This window comes from Kocuria sp. LHG3120 (genome assembly GCF_049897445.1).
Taxonomy (GTDB): domain Bacteria; phylum Actinomycetota; class Actinomycetes; order Actinomycetales; family Micrococcaceae; genus Kocuria; species Kocuria rosea.
The window spans coordinates 315,016-329,878 of sequence record NZ_JAFCWG010000002.1 but is presented as its reverse complement, the minus strand read 5'-3'; the positions used below and the strand labels follow the sequence as shown (position 1 = coordinate 329,878).

The window sequence follows — 14,863 nt, the reverse complement described above, 5'->3', positions numbered from 1 at the left end:
CCCCGCCGCACGGAACCCCCCATTTCCTCCGTGCGTGCAGACAGACCAGGAAGCAGAAGCACCCATGGCGAAACATCGCTGCGCTCCCGCGCGCCGTCACGGCCGCATGGCCTCTTTGGCCCTCTCCGCCGGCATCGGCGTCACCACGCTCGCCGGCACCTCCCTGCTGGCCGGTCCGGCGGCCCACGCCGCCGCGCAGGACATCGTCGCGGTGGACGCCGCCACGCGTCAGGCCGACGCCCAGCTGATCCTCGACGAGATCAACCGCTACCGCGAGTCCCTCGGCGCGAAGCCGCTCAAGTACTCCGCCACGCTGTCCCAGGTGGTGCAGAAGGAGTCCGACCGGCAGATCGTCGAGGAGAAGTTCTCGCACAGCACCACCTTCCTCACCGACCCGCGCACAGGGCCCTGGACCAGCGCCAACGAGGTCATCGCCCTGGAGCACCACCGGGACGTGCGCGCCCTGGTGGCGTGGTGGAAGTCCTCGGCCGCCCACGACAAGGCGATCAAGGACCCGCGCCACGAGGTGATCGGCATCGGCCTCACCTACGCGGACGGCCGGCTCGAGAACGCCGGGCGGCCCTGGCAGGTGCTCTCCACCGTCAACCTCTACGGGTACGCCAACGGCGGGGCGCCCGCGGACGCCTCGACGCGCGTGAACGGGGCTCCGGCCTACACCTATGAGACGACGCCCGTCCAGCCCCCGGCAGGCTACGGCGTGGCCGGCGCCATCGGCGCGAAGTACCACGCCCTGGGCGGCGCCGCGGTCGTCGGTCAGCCCGTGACGGCGGAGCGCGGCGGGCTTCGGGCCGGAGGCGTCTACCAGGAGTTCTCCCTGAACGGGCGCAAGACCACGATGTACTGGAGCCCCGCCACGGGCGCCCGCTGGGTCGAGAACCCCACGGCCATCGGCCAGAGGTTCGTGGCCGCGGGGCGGGAGAACGGCTACGGCTTCCCGACCACGGAGGAGCGCCGGCTGGCCGACGGGTCGTCCTACCAGGTCTTCGACCGGGACGGCCGTCGCACGAAGGTGCTGTGGACGCCAACCCACGGGGCCCGCGCCGTGCTCGAGACCGGCGCCATCGGCAACGCCTGGAGGGCCGCCGGCTTCGAGCGGGGCTACGGCTACCCGGTCACCGACGAGGTCCGCAACGGGAGCACCGTCCACCAGCGCTTCTCCAACGGCTACCAGGTGAACTGGTCCTCGGCCACCAGCCAGGTGTGGGTCACCGGCTGGTGACCCGGGTGCCCCGGGGCGCGCTCCCCGGGGCACCCGGCCGGGCTCAGTGCTCGAGCACGATCTTGCCGAAGTGCCGGGCCGACTCCATTTCCCGGAACGCGTCGGCGGCCTCGGCGAGGGGGCGGCGGCGGTCGATCACCGGCCGCAGCCCGGTCGCCTCGAGCGCGCGCACGAAGTCGGCCTGGTCCCGGCGGCTGCCCACCAGCAGTCCCTGGAGGCGCGCCTGGCGGGCCATGAGCATCGCCGTGGGGACGTCACCCGCCGCCCCGGTGAGCACGCCGATCAGGGAGATGTGGCCGCCGACCCGCACGGCGCGGATCGACTGCGCCAGGGTGCCGGGGCCGCCGACCTCGATCACGTGGTCGGCGCCGCGCCCGTCCGTCAGCTCCTGGACGGCGCGTCCCCACTCGGGGGTCTCGCGGTAGTTGATGACGTGGTCCGCGCCGAGCCGCCGGACGCGTTCGAGCTTCTCGTCGGAGGAGGAGGTAACCACCACGGTGGCGCCCACGGCCTTGGCGAGCTGCGTGGCGTAGACCGAGACGCCGCCGGTGCCCAGGGCCAGGACCACGTCCCCGGCCCGGAGCCCACCGTCCACCACGAGCGCCCGCCAGGCGGTGACGCCGGCCGTGGTGATGGTCGCGGCCTCGGCGTGGGACCACCCGGCCGGGGCCCGCGTGAACCACGTGGCGGGACGCACCACCGCCTCCCGGGCGTAGCCGTCGAGCCCGTCCCCCGGGACGCGCCGGAAGTTCCCGTCCACGGGGGGGCCGTCCTGCCAGAGCGGGAAGAAGCAGGAGACCACGGCGTCACCCTCCGCGAGGTCGTCGACGCCCTCCCCCACGACCTCGACGACGCCCGCGCCGTCCGCCAGCGGGATCCTCCCGTCCTCGGTCCGCGTCCCGCCGGAGACCACGAGGTAGTCGTGGTAGTTCAGGGAGCTGGCGTGCACGCGGACGCGGACCTCGCCGGGGCCCGGCGCGCCCGGGTCGGGTGCCTCCCCGAGCTCGAGCCGGTCCAGGCCGCCGGGGGCGGAGACGGTCAGTTGCTTCACGGGTGGTCCTCCAGGCGCTGCGGGGTCGTCGGTCGTCGCCCACGATAGCCGCCGCCCCCGGGAGTGTCATCAGCACGCTTCGGATCCCCGGTGGGGCGGGGTCGCGACGGCCACGGCCGCTCCCGGCCCGGTCCGCGGACCCGGCCGGGCTCGCTCAGTGGGCACCCACCGCGCGGGCGTGCCGGGCCGCGGCCTCGGCGCCCTGCGTCCACCGCTCCCCGTGACCGGGCAGCAGGGTGCGCGCCCCGGTGGCGGCCACCGCGTCGAGGGAGGCGAGGGCCACTGCGGAGTCGTGGGTCGCGGCCCCGGCGACGATCTGCGGGCCGCGCCGGCCGGTGTAGGGGTCCAGCGTCACGAGCGCGTCACCGCTGAGCACGGTCCCCCGGCCGGGCAGGTCCAGGACGCAGTGCCCGTCCGTGTGGCCGGGGGTGTGGACCACCACCGGCCGGCCCGGGACCGGCAGGACGGACCCGGCCTCGAGCGGGCGCAGCTCCCGCACGCCCCGGACCGCGAGGGCCCCGGCCGCCGCCATGCGGCCGAGCAGCGGCAGGGACCGCGGGTGGGTGAAGGGGTAGAGGAACCGGTTGCGCTCGGGCCGGTACCGGTACGGGTGGGCGGCCAGCCGCGCGTCCGCAGGGTGCCCGTGCACCGGCAGCCGCCACTCCTCCTGCGCCCGCCGGGCGAAGCCCACGTGGTCGAAGTGCGCGTGCGTGAGCACCAGTGCCCTGACCTCGTCGGGGCGCCGCCCGCGCTCCTCGAGTCCCGCCAGCAGCATGGGCCACATGCTCGGCAGGCCGGCGTCCACGAGCGTGACGCCGTCCTCGTCCTCGACCAGGTAGCAGTTGACGTGGGCGTGGGTGATGCGGTGGACGCCGTCGGCCACTTCGGGGGTGAACATGGGTCTCCTCACTCGATCAGTGTGCTGATCGTACCTGCCGGGCGCCGGCACCGACCAGGCATCCGCCCTGCCGGGCGGCGCCCCCCGGTACCATGGGCCCACGCAGGGCCCCGGTCCGCGGATCCCCCGGTCCGCCCCGGAGCGGGCCCCGCCCTCCCCCGACCTGAACCCCCCGAAAGGTCCCGCTGTGAACGCTCAGCGCCCCGATGCCCTGCCCACCGTGGAGATCGTCGCCGTGCCCTTCCACCGGCTCCGCCGGAACCGGTGGGCCATGACCTTCGTCCCGGCCGACGGCGGGCACGCCGTCCGCCGCACGTTCCCGGAGTTCCGGGACGCGGTGGTCGCCGCCCGCGGCCTCGCCCTGGCCGGGAGGACGCCCGTCAGCGCCTGAGCCAGGCGGCTCCCACCGCCGCCGGTGCCTCTGCGGCCGGGGGTCACTCGGCGAGCGCCTCCACGAGGACGTCGGCGACGGCCTGGCTCGACTGGGGGTTCTGACCGGTGATCAGGTTGGCGTCGCGGATGACGTGGCTGGACCACGCGGGGCCGGTCTCCACGACGGCCCCCTTCTCCCGGAGCACGGTCTCCAGGAACCAGGGGGTGTTCTCCCCGGTGCCGCCGCCGAGCTCCTCCTCGTTGGTGAAGGCGGTCAGCCTGCGGCCCGCGAAGAGGAACGTCCCGTCGTCCTGGGCGCTGAGCAGCGCTGCGGGGCCGTGGCAGAACGGGGCGATGAGCCGGCCGGTCCGGTCCGAGGAGGCCAGGATCCGGCCGAGCGAGGGGTCGTGGACGAGGTCCGCCATGGGACCGTGGCCGCCGGGCAGGACCACGGCGTCGTAGTCGTGCTCGTCGGCCTCGGCCAGGACGCGGGGGGCGGCGAGCTCGGCGTCGATCTCCTCCAGGTAGGTGCGGAACTCGTCGGCCCGCTCCTGGCCCCCGGTGACGTCCGGGGAGAGGCTGACCCGGTCCACGGTGGGCCGGCGACCGCCGGGGGTGGCGATGTCGACGGTGTGCCCGGCCCGGCGCAGCGCCCGGTGGGCGACGACGAGCTCCTCCGCCCAGAAGCCGGTGGGGTGCTCGGTGCCGTCCCGCATGGTGAGGGAGTCGGCCGCCGAGACGATCATCAGAACACGGGCCATGATGGTCAGCTCCTCAGCTGTGCTGTCTGTCCGGGTGTTTTCCGTCGTGCGTGCCGCAACGGCTCCGCCCGCGCGCTTATTCCGTCCGGCGGCCCAGGAGGCGTCGCTATGCTGACCGGGATTCCGGCTCGACCGAGGAGGCCACCATGGACCAGCACGACGAGGACCAGCACCGCGAGCAGCGCGCCCACCGGCGCAGGGGGCGGCGCACGGTCGTGATCACCGGCGCGAGCGACGGCATCGGGGCCGCCGCCGCCCGCGAGCTGGCGGGACGGGGCCACGACGTCGTCGTCGTCGGGCGATCGGGCGAGAAGACCGCGGCGGTGGCCGCACCCCTCGGGCTCCGGCACTTCACCGCGGACTTCGCGCGGCTCGACGACGTGCGCCGGCTCGCCCGGGAGCTGCAGGAGTCCGTCCCGCGGATCGACGTCCTGGTCAACAACGCCGGCGGGATCTTCGACCGCCGCGAGCTGACGCCCGACGGGCACGAGATGACGTGGCAGGTCAACCACCTGTCGCCCTTCCTGCTCACCCACCTGCTGCTCGACCGGCTCGTGGCGGACGGCGCGGCGGTGCTCAGCACGTCCAGCGTCGCGGCCCGCATCGGCCGGCTCTCGCCGGAGGTCCTCGTCGACGACCGGCGCTGGTCCCCGCAGGGAGCCTACGGGGACACGAAGCTGGCCAACATCCTCTTTACCCGCGGTCTCGACCGCCGGCACGGGCCGCACGGCCTCGCCGCCGCGGCGTTCCACCCCGGGGGCGTCGCGACGAACTTCGCCTCGGGCACCACCACCCCCCTGCGGTTCCTGTACCGCACCCGCCTGGGCCGCCGGCTCATGATCACCCCGGGACGGGGCGCGGAGACCCTGGTGTGGCTGGCCGAGGGCGTCGCCGGCGAGGACTGGCGCTCCGGGGGCTACTTCGAGAAGAGGCGGCCCGCCCGCGCCCCGTCCCGCGCGGCCGACGACGCGCTCGCGGACGCCCTGTGGCGGCGCAGCGCCGAGCTCGTGGGGCTCATCCCGGGGCGCCCGGCCGGCTGAGCACCAGGGCGTCGACCTTCGCCCAGAGCTGATCGACCGTCCCGTCGTTGACGAGGACGGCGGTGATCCAGCGCGGGTCGATGCCGGCCTCCGAGGGGTGCGGGTCGTCCGGGGCGGGAGCCCCGGGGCGCACCACGTGCACCACCCGGCCCCCGGCGGCCGTGATGGCCTCTGCCTCGACGTCGAAGCGCACGTCCGTGAACACGACCGGCCCGCCCAGGCGGCGGGCGGTCTCCAGCCCGCGGTCCGCCCACACCGTCTCCCCGAAGACGGCCTTGCCGGCCTCGTTGCCGACCTTCTGCAGCAGCGTCCGGATCTCCCGGTGCACCGGGTCCCGCGCCTCGTCCTTGAGCAGACCCCAGTCCCCGCCGGCCTCCGCCAGCACCGTGTCGAGCCGCAGGGGCCGGCCGTCCCGGACGCCCACGAGGGGGTCCAGCTCGGTGAGGAACAGCCGCAGCGGGTCCGCGAAGGCCACCCGTGCGTAGCCGTGCGCGACCACGAGGCGGTCGCCGCACGTGTCCTTGCCCGACTGCTTGCGCCCGTGCAGCCCGATCAGCCGCGGGCGGGGGTCCGGTTCCTGGGCCATGACGGGTCTCCTCGGGTCGTGCGCCGACGTGGTCCAGCGTACGGACGGGGGCACGGCGGCGCACGGGGCACCACCCGCCGCAAAGTTGCACTATGATGTCGTGAGTGCAACATCAAATCGATCTCGGGGGCTTCCGGTGACGGCGGGCGCACGGGAGCAGCGCATGCGCCGGACCCGCCGCTCCCTCATCGCCGGCGCGCGCCGGCTGACCGCCGAGCGCGGGCTGGCGGGGTTCACCGTGGACGAGCTCTGCGCGGAGGTCGGGATCTCCCGGCGGAGCTTCTTCAACTACTTCGCCTCCAAGGACGACGCCGTGCTGGGCACCCCGGCCCGGGACCCGCTCGAGGCCTTCGGCGAGCAGTTCGTGGCCGGGGGCTCCGCCCCGGACGGGGCGCCGCTGCTGAGCGCCCTGCAGGAGCTGGTCGTGCAATCCTTCGCCCTGCTGGAGGGCCCGCACGACCGGACCCTGCTGCTGGACGTCCTGCGCCGCGAGCCCGTGCTGCTCCAGCGGCTCACCGAGACCATGGAACGGCGGCTGGCCGAGCTGACGGAGCTCATCGCGCGCCGGCAGGGCTGCGGGGAGCGGGACCCGTTCCCCGGAGTGGCCGCCGCCATCGTCTCCCACCTCGCCGGGCACACCGTCCACGAGCTCCTTGAGACCCGGCCGGCCGGCGCCGACCCGGACGAGTCCCCGCCCCTGGAGGAGTTCGCGGAGCTGCTGGCCCGCAACGTCCGCCTCGCCGGGGCCCTGCTCTCCCCCGGCGCCACCGCCCCGCCGACGGCGCCGGACGCCGCCGCGGACACCCGCTCAGCCACTCCCCCCGACACCTCTGACCCGTCCCCGGACACCGAAGGAAGCCCATGACCACCACCCCGCCCGCGGTCGCGCAGGACGCCCCGCTGCTGGTGCTGACCCAGAAGCGGATCTGGATCATCTTCTCCGCCCTCATCGCCGGGATGATGCTCGCCAGCCTCGACCAGACGATCGTCTCCACCGCCATGCCGACCATCGTCGGGGAACTGGGCGGCGTGGAGCACCAGGCCTGGATCACCACGGCCTATCTGCTGGCCACCACCATCGTGATGCCGGTCTACGGCAAGTTCGGCGACGTCCTGGGCCGGCGCAACCTCTTCCTGGTCGCCATCGCCCTGTTCACGCTCGCGTCGGTGGGCTGCGCCCTGGCCACCGGGTTCTGGCAGTTCGTGACCTTCCGCGCGCTGCAGGGGCTCGGCGGCGGAGGACTGATGATCCTCTCCCAGGCGATCATCGCGGACATCGTCCCGGCCTCCGAGCGCGGCAAGTACATGGGCCCGCTCGGCGGCATCTTCGGGCTCTCCGCCGTGGCGGGGCCGCTGCTCGGCGGCTACTTCGTGGACCACCTCACCTGGCAGTGGGCCTTCTACATCAACATCCCCATCGGCATCGCCGCCTTCGCCATCGCGTGGTTCACCCTGACCCTCCCGCACAAGCGCGCGACCCGCAGGATCGACGTGGCCGGCGTCCTGCTGCTGTCCGTGGCGACGACCTGTCTCATCTTCTTCACCGAGTTCGGCGGCAACGCCGAGCACGGCTGGGGCGCGCCCGCCACCTGGGCCTGGGCGGGCGGCATGGTCGTGGCCACGGCGCTGTTCGTCTGGAACGAGACCCGGGCCGAGGACCCGATCATCCCCCTCGGCCTGTTCCGCAACCCGGTGTTCGTCAACGCCACCGCGATCGGCCTCACCCTGGGGCTGGGGATGTTCGCCGCCATCGCGTTCGTGCCCACGTTCCTGCAGATGTCCTCCGGCACCTCGGCGGCGGAGTCCGGGCTGCTCATGGTCCCCATGATGGTCGGGCTGATGGGCACCTCGATCTGGTCAGGCCTCAGGATCTCCCGCACCGGCCGGTACAAGGGCTACCCGCTGGCGGGCACGCTCGTCACGGCCTCGGCCATGCTCGCCATGACCACGCTGGCGGCCGAGACGCCCATCTGGCTGATCTGCGTCTACCTCCTCGTGCTCGGCGCGGGCCTGGGCCTGATCATGCAGGTCATCGTCCTCGTGGTGCAGAACGCCGTGGACCCGTCCATGGTGGGCACCGCCACCAGCACCAACAACTACTTCCGCGAGGTCGGCGCGGCCCTCGGCGTGGCGATCTTCGGGGCGATCTTCACCAACAACCTCTCGGAGCAGCTCACGGCGGTCTTCACCGGCGCCGGCGCCTCCGCCGCCCAGGCCGGGGAGGCGACCGCCACCCTGGACCCGCAGACCCTGGCGCAGCTGCCCGAGCCCGTCCGCGAGGGCATCGTCACCGCGTACGCCGACTCCCTCGCCCCGGTGTTCTGGTACCTCGTCCCCTTCATGCTGCTGGCCTTCGTCCTCGCGGTGTTCCTCAAGCAGATCCCCCTCTCCGACACCGCCGGCATGGTGGCCCGCGGCGAGGCCATCGGCGGCGCGGAGGCCGCCGCGCACGAGGCCGCAGCGAAGAAGGCCGCCGCGATGGAGGCCGCGGCGCAGGAGACAGCGGCGCACGACGACGCGCGCCGAGCGTCCTCCACCGGCACTCCCGCCCCCTGACGGGTCCCGGCGTCCGGCCGGCCCGGAGCGGGAACTGGCCGAAAGGCCATGTGCTTCTGTGAACACCCCCGGTAGGCTCGGGCCCGGGCCGGATCCACGCCCGGCCCGGGCCCCACCCACCCCCTCGGAAGGAACTGTCATGATCAGACTGGTTGGCGAGTTCGACGCGTTCTTCAACCCCAACTTCACGGCCATCCTCGGCATGTTCTTCGACCTGGTCCGCGCGGTGCTGCTCGGCGGCTGAGCCCCGGTCCACCCCGCGCCCTCGGCGCCGCCGGAGCCCCTCAGGCGGCGCCGTCCGCGTTCCCGGAAACTTTCGGCGGTCGGCGCCGCCTGCTAGGTTCTGCGCATCAGGCACCCGGCGGATCGGCCGCCCCCGCAGCGCAGACCCGAGGAGGTCGCCGTGAGCCAGCACCACCACGTCGGCGGAGCCACCGGCGTCGGCACCCGCGCCGTGGTGGTCCGCGGCGGCCCCGTCCTGCGCACCGAGCGGCACACCGTCGTCGACGAGACCGACCGGACCGTCACGGTCGACGACGGCACCCGGTTCGCCAAGACCACCGGACCGGTGCGGGACGCCCCGGAGGCCGACCCCGCCGAGCCCGACGGCGCGCACGCCCCGGTCCGGCTCGTCACCGAGGGCCACCCGGCCTTCGAGCAGCTGTGGGCGGACGCGGTCCTGAGCACGTTCACCGACTCCGACCACACCGCCTACGTCGAGGGCCTGATCGCCTCGAACCGGCTCGCCCGGCGCGGCGACGTGCACGCCCACTACGACGTGGCCGCCATCATCGACGAGCTCGCCGCCCTGCACCCCGACCTCGAGGCGATCCCCGAGGACCTGTTCTGGGCGGTCGTCGACCGGCACGGCCGCGAGGACGACCGGGACGTCACCCCCTGACGCCGTTTCGGGACCGGCGCGCCGGTCCCCGGCTCAGCCCAGGCGCCCGTCCGAGTGCCGCAGGTAGCAGCCGGCGCACATCGACTCGTAGGACACGGCCGCACCGTCGATGGCCACCTGGTCGCCCTCGAAGACCGGCTCCCCGTCCACCGTGCGGGCGTTGAACATCGCCTTCGACCCGCAGCGGCAGATCGTGCGCAGCTCCTCGACCGTGTGGGCCACGGCCAGCAGGCGCGCCGCGCCCGGGAACGCCTCCGTGCGGAAGTCGGTGCGCAGCCCGTAGGCCAGCACCGGGACGCCGTCGAGCACCGCGATGCGCAACAGGTCGTCGACCTGGGCCGGGGCGAGGAACTGCGCCTCGTCCACCAGCAGGCAGTGCACCGGTCCGCGCTCCCGCACGGCCGCCCGGAAGCGCTCGCGCGCCCCGTCCTCCGGGGCCAGCAGCAGGTCGACCCGCCGGGACTCCCCCAGCCGTGAGACCACGGTGTCCGCGCCCTTCGAGTCGATCGCGGGCTTGGCGACGAGGACCGTCTGGTCGCGCTCCTCGTAGTTGTGCGCGGCCTGGATCAGCACGGTGGACTTCCCGGAGTTCATCGCCCCGTGCCGGAAGTAGAGCTTCGCCATCAGCGGGTCCCGGCGGGCCGGGGGGCGAGGGTGGTCATGCGGGTTCTCCTGGGATCGTGCGGGGTGCTCGGCGGGGGCGCCGTGCGTGCCGGTGAACACCCTACGTCCGCCGCGCGGCCGGCCGGCGCCCGGCGCGACGGCCGGACCCGGCGCCCTCCGCCGCTACCCTGGAGCCCATGGGCTGGCACATCGGCACCTCCGGGTGGAGCTACGACCACTGGGAGCACGTCCTCTATCCCCCCGGCACGGCCCCGGCCAAGCGCCTGGAGATCTACACCCGGGCCTTCTCCACCGTGGAGCTCAACGCCAGCTCCTACCGCTGGCCGCGCAGCAGCACCTTCGCCGGCTGGAACCGGCGCCTGCCGGAGGGCTTCCGGATGACGGTGAAGGCCCCCCGCGGACTGACGCACGCGAAGAAGCTCTACGCGCCCGAGACCTGGAGCCGGCGGATCGCCGAGTCCTGGCACGAGCTGCGGGACCGGCGCGGCGTGCTGCTCGTCCAGCTTCCGCCGGCGCAGGCCCGCGACGACGCGCGCCTCGACTGGTTCCTGGCCGGGCTGCCCGACTGGCTGCCCGTCGCCGTGGAGTTCCGCCACGACAGCTGGGTGCACCCGGAGGTCTTCGGGCTGCTCCGGCGCCACGGCGCGGCGTACTGCGTGATGAGCGGGGCCGGGCTGCCCTGCGTGCTCGAGGCCACCGCCCCGTTCGTCTACGTCCGCTTCCACGGCCCCGACCACCACCACCTCTACGCCGGCTCCTACTCGGACGAGGACCTGGCCTGGTGGGCCGACCGGATCCGGGAGTGGCACCACGGCGGCCGCGAGGTCTACGCGTACTTCAACAACGACGGCGACGGCCACGCCGTGCGCAACGCCCTGACGCTGCGCCGGCTCCTCGAGGGCGGCTGAGGAGATCCCCGGCCGGGCGCAGGACGCCGTGCGCGGGATGCCGGGCCCGGGCATAGGATCGGGCCATCACCGTCGAGCAGGACAGGAGCCGGAGATGGACCGTTACCCCGAGCCCGCGGACCGCGACGAGGCCTGGGCGGAGACGAGCCAGGAGGGACTGGGCGTCCGAGACGAGACCTGGCTGACCGCCACCACCGACGAGAGCAACCGGCGCGCCGGCGCTCCCCCCGAGGAGGCCGAGGACGACGCCCCGCCGCCGGAGGACCCGGAGGCGGGGACCGGGCGCCCGTCGGACGACGAGTAGCCCCCCCGGCCGGTCAGTCCTGCGGGCTCCACGTCTCCCCGTCCGCGAGGGCGTTGAGCTCGTAGGCGGTCCGCCCGTCGAGGGACTCGCGCAGGATGTCGGCGTGCCCGGCGTGCCGGGCGTTCTCCTCGACCATGTGCAGCGCCACCCACCGGGCGGGCCACGTCACCAGGTCCCGCGGGAACCACGGGGCGTCCGGGACGGGGATGCGGGCCTCCGGGTCCGCGGTGCGCAGCCCGGCCTCGACGCGGTCGGCCAGCGCGTTCAGGGCCGCGCCCAGGGACTCGGCGGTGTCCTCCGGGCGCACGGCCTGCGGCAGGATCGCCCCGGCGGCCCAGCCGGCGTCGTCCAGCGGCTCCCCGGAGGTCCGGCCGGGATCCGTGAGCACGGCGAACGGACCGTGCCCGCCGATGAACAGGACGTGCCGGGCCAGCGCGCCCAGGCTCATGGCGCTCGCCGAGGGGGTCGCCCGCAGCTGCTCGGCGTCGAGGCCCTGGAGAGTGGTGGCGACCTGGCGGATCTGCTGGCTCGCGAAGGCCGCCAGGGCGTCGCGCTCGTCGGTGACGGTGGGAGTGAGGAAGGGCACGGTGGGCTCCTGAGGTGTCGTGCGGCGCGGGGCTCAGCGGGTGTGGGCGTACAGGTCGCGCAGCAGGGCGAGCTCCGCGCCGTGGTGGATCAGCTCGCGGTTGATGTGCAGCACGAGAGCGAGCATCGGCAGGTCCGCGTACGGGCCCTCCACCGGGCCGCACGGGCGCGCCAGGTCCGCGTCCGTCAGCGAGTGCACGCCGGCCGTCCAGCGGGCGAACTCGCGGTCGACCTGGGCCAGCGCCTCCTCCGCGGTCTCGGCGTACGCCCAGCTCTGGTAGGACGCCTCGGGGCCGGCGAAGTGCCCGTGGCTGCGCGCGGCGAGCACCCCGACGACGACGTGCGCCAGCCGCCAGGCGATGGTCGTGAACGGCGCGGGCACCGGTTCGGGGAAGGCGAAGTCCAGCACGAGCTCCCCGCGGCCCGTCTGCATCGGGGTGCGTTCCTCGGCCCGGGGATGGACCGTCCACGCGGACCCGCCGGTGGGGTCGAAGAAGTACTCCTCGTCGGTCAGGCCGGTGAGGCGGGGCCGCAGCTGGTGGGTCCAGTGCCGGTCGATCTGGTCGGCGGCACAGGCGGCGACGTCGAGGTCGGTCATGGCGGTTCCCTCCTGGTCGGGGCGCCTCCGGCGCAGCGTCCGGTGACAGGTCCAGTGTCCTCCCCGACGCGGACAGATCCTGTCCGCATCCGAGCAGCACCCGTGCCGTGACGGATGCCGCGCACTGCCTCCGTCCTCCCGGCGGCAGCTCCAGACTGGCGCCCATGGCGGTCCTGGACGTGGGGCGCATCGTGCTCGGCATGGCGTTGCGCTCGTGTCCCTGGACGGCCGGGTCAGCGGCACGGACGGCACGGTGCTGATCGGCCGCCGGGACGCAGCCTCCCCCGCCGGGGCGCCGGACCCTCCGTCGGACCGGCCGCCCGCCGCACCCGGTGTCGACGGGCCACCGGCCGGGGAGGCCTCGGCCGGTGTCTCGCTCGTCCTCGTCGTGGTGGCGGTGGGGCTCCTGGTGGCCGGGGCCACGGTCCTCGTCGAGGGGGCGGTCGACGTCGCCACGGCCCTGTGCGTCAGCGGCCTCGTCGTCGGGCTCACGGTGGTCGCCCGAGGGACGTCCCTGCCCGAACTGGCGGCCTCCGTCGTCGCGGTCCGCCGAGGACAGCGGGATCTCGCCATCGGCAACGTCGTGGGCAGCTGCCTGCTGAACCTCGGACTGGTGCTCGGGTGCCGGCGATCCTCGTCGACAGCGGCCTGCCGGTACCGGCGGCGGCCGTGGCCCTGGACATCCCGGTGATGCCGGCCGCCGTGGTGGCGCTGCTGCCCAACGCCTTCACCGGGTTCCCCGTGGCGCGCTGGGAGGGCGGTCTGTTCCTGCTCCTGTACTTCGTCTACACCGGGTACGTGCTACTGGCGGCCACCGAGCACGACGCCCTGGAGGGGTTCAGCTCCGTGATGGTCTCGTTCGTGCTGCCCCTGGTCGTGATGACCCTCGTGGCGGTGAGCGCCCACGAGCTGGGCCGGCGCCGCGAGCGCCGCGGGCTCGGCGGGCCGGCGGGCGCCCCCAGCCGCCGCGGGTGGGCCGGGGCACGGTCACGGTCAGCCGGACCGCAGTCCGCTCACACCGTTGCCGAGAAGCACCGCGCCGATGACGACCAGCACGACGGTCATCACCCAGGAACCGTTGGCGGTCATCCACCCCTTCGCGGCCGCCAGCACCGTGGCGGCCCGGTCCCCCAGGACCACGTGGAGCAGCACCGGGGCGGCGACCGCGGCGCTGGCGACCCCCGTGAACAGCAGGAGCGCGAGCACCTGGTGCGCCACGGACGCCGTGGCCGTCGCGATCGCGGCCGCCCCCGAGACGACCAGCACCGCGTTCTTCGGGTTCACCGTGACCAGCAGGAACGCCACGGCCAGGGCCTTCGAGGGCGTCATCGTGTCGACCGCCGTCATCCACCGCGGCGATTGCGACCCCTCGCGCGACCGGCTCCGCCACTGCTTGACCCCCAGCAGCAGCAGCGTGCCGCCGAGCACCACCCGCAGGACGCCGACCCAGGGCGCGGGATCGTCGCGGGGCAGGGTCGTGTCGACGACCAGCACGGTGAGGGCGGCTACGACGGCGATCCCGGCGATCCAGCCGGACAGGAACGCGGTGACCGCGCTCCGGGTCCCGCTGGTGACGAGCATCAGCACGATCACGGCGACGGGCAGGGAGGCGGCGAGCAGTCCCAGCGCGATCGGGAGACCCGCGGCTGCGGCTGCCGGCACGACGACCTCCTGGGAACGGGTGCCCGCGACCGGGCCGCTGACGCCCGGGGCTGCGGTCGAGCCGACCGCTCCCCTCGACGAGGGCTGGGACCCCGGGCACCCGGGCCCACCCGTCGTGCGACGCGGACGATCGGAACACCGGCCTCGGGGGCACGTCCTTCTCCACCAGGGTGGAGGTCGCGGGGGCGGCCGCGGATCACCCGCCGCGGGTGGTCGTCCTCAGCGTCCCGGCGATGTCGCGGGCCCAGGCCTCGATCCGGGGCCAGTCCCGGTGGTCGCCGAAGCGCCCCCCGGTCCCCCGGAGGAGGAGGCCGGCCCAGCCCGGCAGCTGCTCGGCCTGCGCTACCCCGGACAGCAGCAGGTGCCCGCGCGGGTGCACCACCTCCCGCAGGGACGCGGCCAGCCGCCGGTTCTGGGCGCGGCGGGCCGGTTCGCGAAGGATCCGGGGCAGGGCCGCGGACATTCCCACGCTGAACAGCCACACCGGCCGGGTCCGCAGCACGGCCTGGTGGCGGTGGACGAACGCGGTGGCCACCGGCAGCCAGTCCTGGTCGTGGATGGCACTGCCCAGCACGACGGCGTCGTAGTCGCCGAGACCGTCCTGCTGTTCCATGGGCCCGACGTCGACCGACGAGCCTTCGTCCCGGAGCACGTCGGCGATCCGCCGGGCGATCTCTGCCGTCGATCCGTGTGCGCTGGCATGTGCGACGAGAATCCGCATCTCCGCCTCCCTCTCGGTCCTGCCCCCAGCGTAGGCCGACGACCGGCCGGACCGGG

At 74.5% G+C, this 14,863-nt stretch carries 18 protein-coding genes; 9 read left to right on the top strand and 9 right to left on the bottom strand.

Annotated elements, in window-relative coordinates:
* The first annotated feature begins 106 nt into the window (after positions 1–106).
* Complete coding sequence (locus tag ACP7CD_RS05520) at positions 107–1,240, top strand: CAP domain-containing protein (protein WP_426119338.1); 1,134 nt, start codon at positions 107–109, stop codon at positions 1,238–1,240.
* Between the two features lie 43 nt (positions 1,241–1,283).
* Here the strand turns inward: ACP7CD_RS05520 and ACP7CD_RS05515 are convergent, their stop codons facing one another.
* Together ACP7CD_RS05515 and ACP7CD_RS05510 are read right to left on the bottom strand one after the other, a co-directional pair.
* On the bottom strand, positions 1,284–2,291 hold the full coding sequence (locus ACP7CD_RS05515; protein WP_426119336.1) for a zinc-dependent alcohol dehydrogenase family protein: 1,008 nt from the start codon (positions 2,289–2,291) through the stop codon (positions 1,284–1,286).
* Between the two features lie 154 nt (positions 2,292–2,445).
* Positions 2,446–3,189: an MBL fold metallo-hydrolase gene (locus ACP7CD_RS05510; RefSeq protein ID WP_426119334.1), complete on the bottom strand. Its 744-nt coding sequence runs from the start codon at positions 3,187–3,189 to the stop codon at positions 2,446–2,448.
* A gap of 187 nt (positions 3,190–3,376) precedes the next feature.
* Here ACP7CD_RS05510 and ACP7CD_RS05505 point away from each other — a divergent pair, with 187 nt between their 5' ends.
* Entirely contained in the window at positions 3,377–3,580 is a 204-nt protein-coding gene (locus ACP7CD_RS05505; RefSeq protein WP_426119332.1) for a hypothetical protein, read from the top strand.
* 43 nt (positions 3,581–3,623) lie between these two features.
* Here ACP7CD_RS05505 and ACP7CD_RS05500 read toward each other — a convergent pair whose 3' ends face one another.
* On the bottom strand, positions 3,624–4,322 hold the full coding sequence (locus ACP7CD_RS05500; RefSeq protein WP_426119330.1) for a type 1 glutamine amidotransferase domain-containing protein: 699 nt from the start codon (positions 4,320–4,322) through the stop codon (positions 3,624–3,626).
* Positions 4,323–4,468: 146 nt separating this feature from the next.
* Between ACP7CD_RS05500 and ACP7CD_RS05495 the strand changes: the two genes are divergently transcribed.
* Positions 4,469–5,362, top strand: a complete 894-nt coding sequence (locus ACP7CD_RS05495; protein ID WP_426119328.1) for an SDR family NAD(P)-dependent oxidoreductase — start codon at positions 4,469–4,471, stop codon at positions 5,360–5,362.
* On the opposite strand, the gene ACP7CD_RS05490 is transcribed toward ACP7CD_RS05495, so the two are convergent.
* On the bottom strand, positions 5,337–5,948 hold the full coding sequence (locus ACP7CD_RS05490; protein ID WP_336649414.1) for a hypothetical protein: 612 nt from the start codon (positions 5,946–5,948) through the stop codon (positions 5,337–5,339). The genes ACP7CD_RS05495 and ACP7CD_RS05490 overlap by 26 nt on opposite strands.
* A gap of 163 nt (positions 5,949–6,111) precedes the next feature.
* Between ACP7CD_RS05490 and ACP7CD_RS05485 the strand changes: the two genes are divergently transcribed.
* From ACP7CD_RS05485 to ACP7CD_RS05475, 3 genes are all read left to right on the top strand, one after another.
* Positions 6,112–6,813: a TetR/AcrR family transcriptional regulator gene (locus tag ACP7CD_RS05485; protein WP_426119326.1), complete on the top strand. Its 702-nt coding sequence runs from the start codon at positions 6,112–6,114 to the stop codon at positions 6,811–6,813.
* Positions 6,810–8,504, top strand: a complete 1,695-nt coding sequence (locus ACP7CD_RS05480; RefSeq protein ID WP_426119324.1) for an MDR family MFS transporter — start codon at positions 6,810–6,812, stop codon at positions 8,502–8,504. The genes ACP7CD_RS05485 and ACP7CD_RS05480 overlap by 4 nt, the downstream gene beginning before the upstream one ends.
* Positions 8,505–8,907: 403 nt before the next feature.
* Positions 8,908–9,405, top strand: coding sequence for a hypothetical protein (locus ACP7CD_RS05475; protein WP_017833799.1), 498 nt, complete (start codon positions 8,908–8,910; stop codon positions 9,403–9,405).
* 33 nt (positions 9,406–9,438) lie between these two features.
* Here the strand turns inward: ACP7CD_RS05475 and ACP7CD_RS05470 are convergent, their stop codons facing one another.
* The gene (locus ACP7CD_RS05470; protein ID WP_017833798.1) at positions 9,439–10,029 is read right to left on the bottom strand and encodes a thymidine kinase; all 591 of its coding nucleotides are present in this window, start codon (positions 10,027–10,029) and stop codon (positions 9,439–9,441) included.
* Positions 10,030–10,205: 176 nt separating this feature from the next.
* Between ACP7CD_RS05470 and ACP7CD_RS05465 the strand changes: the two genes are divergently transcribed.
* A complete protein-coding gene (locus tag ACP7CD_RS05465; RefSeq protein ID WP_017833797.1) occupies positions 10,206–10,937 on the top strand; it encodes a DUF72 domain-containing protein in 732 nt (243 codons plus the stop codon).
* A gap of 94 nt (positions 10,938–11,031) precedes the next feature.
* A complete protein-coding gene (locus tag ACP7CD_RS05460) occupies positions 11,032–11,241 on the top strand; it encodes a hypothetical protein (RefSeq protein WP_017833796.1) in 210 nt (69 codons plus the stop codon).
* Positions 11,242–11,254: 13 nt separating this feature from the next.
* On the opposite strand, the gene ACP7CD_RS05455 is transcribed toward ACP7CD_RS05460, so the two are convergent.
* Complete coding sequence (locus ACP7CD_RS05455; RefSeq protein WP_426119320.1) at positions 11,255–11,827, bottom strand: DUF664 domain-containing protein; 573 nt, start codon at positions 11,825–11,827, stop codon at positions 11,255–11,257.
* A gap of 33 nt (positions 11,828–11,860) precedes the next feature.
* Positions 11,861–12,424 (bottom strand): DinB family protein, encoded by a 564-nt coding sequence (locus ACP7CD_RS05450; RefSeq protein ID WP_426119318.1) that lies wholly within the window; start codon positions 12,422–12,424, stop codon positions 11,861–11,863.
* Positions 12,425–12,638: 214 nt separating this feature from the next.
* Here ACP7CD_RS05450 and ACP7CD_RS05445 point away from each other — a divergent pair, with 214 nt between their 5' ends.
* Complete coding sequence (locus tag ACP7CD_RS05445) at positions 12,639–13,115, top strand: sodium:calcium antiporter (RefSeq protein WP_426119316.1); 477 nt, start codon at positions 12,639–12,641, stop codon at positions 13,113–13,115.
* A 302-nt stretch (positions 13,116–13,417) separates the two neighbouring features.
* Here ACP7CD_RS05445 and ACP7CD_RS05440 read toward each other — a convergent pair whose 3' ends face one another.
* The gene (locus ACP7CD_RS05440) at positions 13,418–14,086 is read right to left on the bottom strand and encodes a GAP family protein (RefSeq protein WP_426119314.1); all 669 of its coding nucleotides are present in this window, start codon (positions 14,084–14,086) and stop codon (positions 13,418–13,420) included.
* Between the two features lie 196 nt (positions 14,087–14,282).
* Complete coding sequence (locus ACP7CD_RS05435; protein WP_426119312.1) at positions 14,283–14,807, bottom strand: flavodoxin domain-containing protein; 525 nt, start codon at positions 14,805–14,807, stop codon at positions 14,283–14,285.
* Positions 14,808–14,863 lie beyond the last annotated feature (56 nt).

Excerpts from the sequence above, each read along its gene's own strand:
- ACP7CD_RS05520 (WP_426119338.1), top strand. The coding sequence starts at position 107 with ATGGCCTCTTTGGCCCTCTCCGCCGGCATCGGCGTCACCACGCTCGCC.
- ACP7CD_RS05510 (WP_426119334.1), bottom strand. The coding sequence starts at position 3,189 with ATGTTCACCCCCGAAGTGGCCGACGGCGTCCACCGCATCACCCACGCC.
- ACP7CD_RS05500 (WP_426119330.1), bottom strand. The coding sequence starts at position 4,322 with ATGGCCCGTGTTCTGATGATCGTCTCGGCGGCCGACTCCCTCACCATG.
- ACP7CD_RS05495 (WP_426119328.1), top strand. The coding sequence starts at position 4,469 with ATGGACCAGCACGACGAGGACCAGCACCGCGAGCAGCGCGCCCACCGG.
- ACP7CD_RS05490 (WP_336649414.1), bottom strand. The coding sequence starts at position 5,948 with ATGGCCCAGGAACCGGACCCCCGCCCGCGGCTGATCGGGCTGCACGGG.
- ACP7CD_RS05485 (WP_426119326.1), top strand. The coding sequence starts at position 6,112 with ATGCGCCGGACCCGCCGCTCCCTCATCGCCGGCGCGCGCCGGCTGACC.
- ACP7CD_RS05480 (WP_426119324.1), top strand. The coding sequence starts at position 6,810 with ATGACCACCACCCCGCCCGCGGTCGCGCAGGACGCCCCGCTGCTGGTG.
- ACP7CD_RS05470 (WP_017833798.1), bottom strand. The coding sequence starts at position 10,029 with ATGGCGAAGCTCTACTTCCGGCACGGGGCGATGAACTCCGGGAAGTCC.
- ACP7CD_RS05465 (WP_017833797.1), top strand. The coding sequence starts at position 10,206 with ATGGGCTGGCACATCGGCACCTCCGGGTGGAGCTACGACCACTGGGAG.
- ACP7CD_RS05460 (WP_017833796.1), top strand. The coding sequence starts at position 11,032 with ATGGACCGTTACCCCGAGCCCGCGGACCGCGACGAGGCCTGGGCGGAG.
- ACP7CD_RS05450 (WP_426119318.1), bottom strand. The coding sequence starts at position 12,424 with ATGACCGACCTCGACGTCGCCGCCTGTGCCGCCGACCAGATCGACCGG.
- ACP7CD_RS05435 (WP_426119312.1), bottom strand. The coding sequence starts at position 14,807 with ATGCGGATTCTCGTCGCACATGCCAGCGCACACGGATCGACGGCAGAG.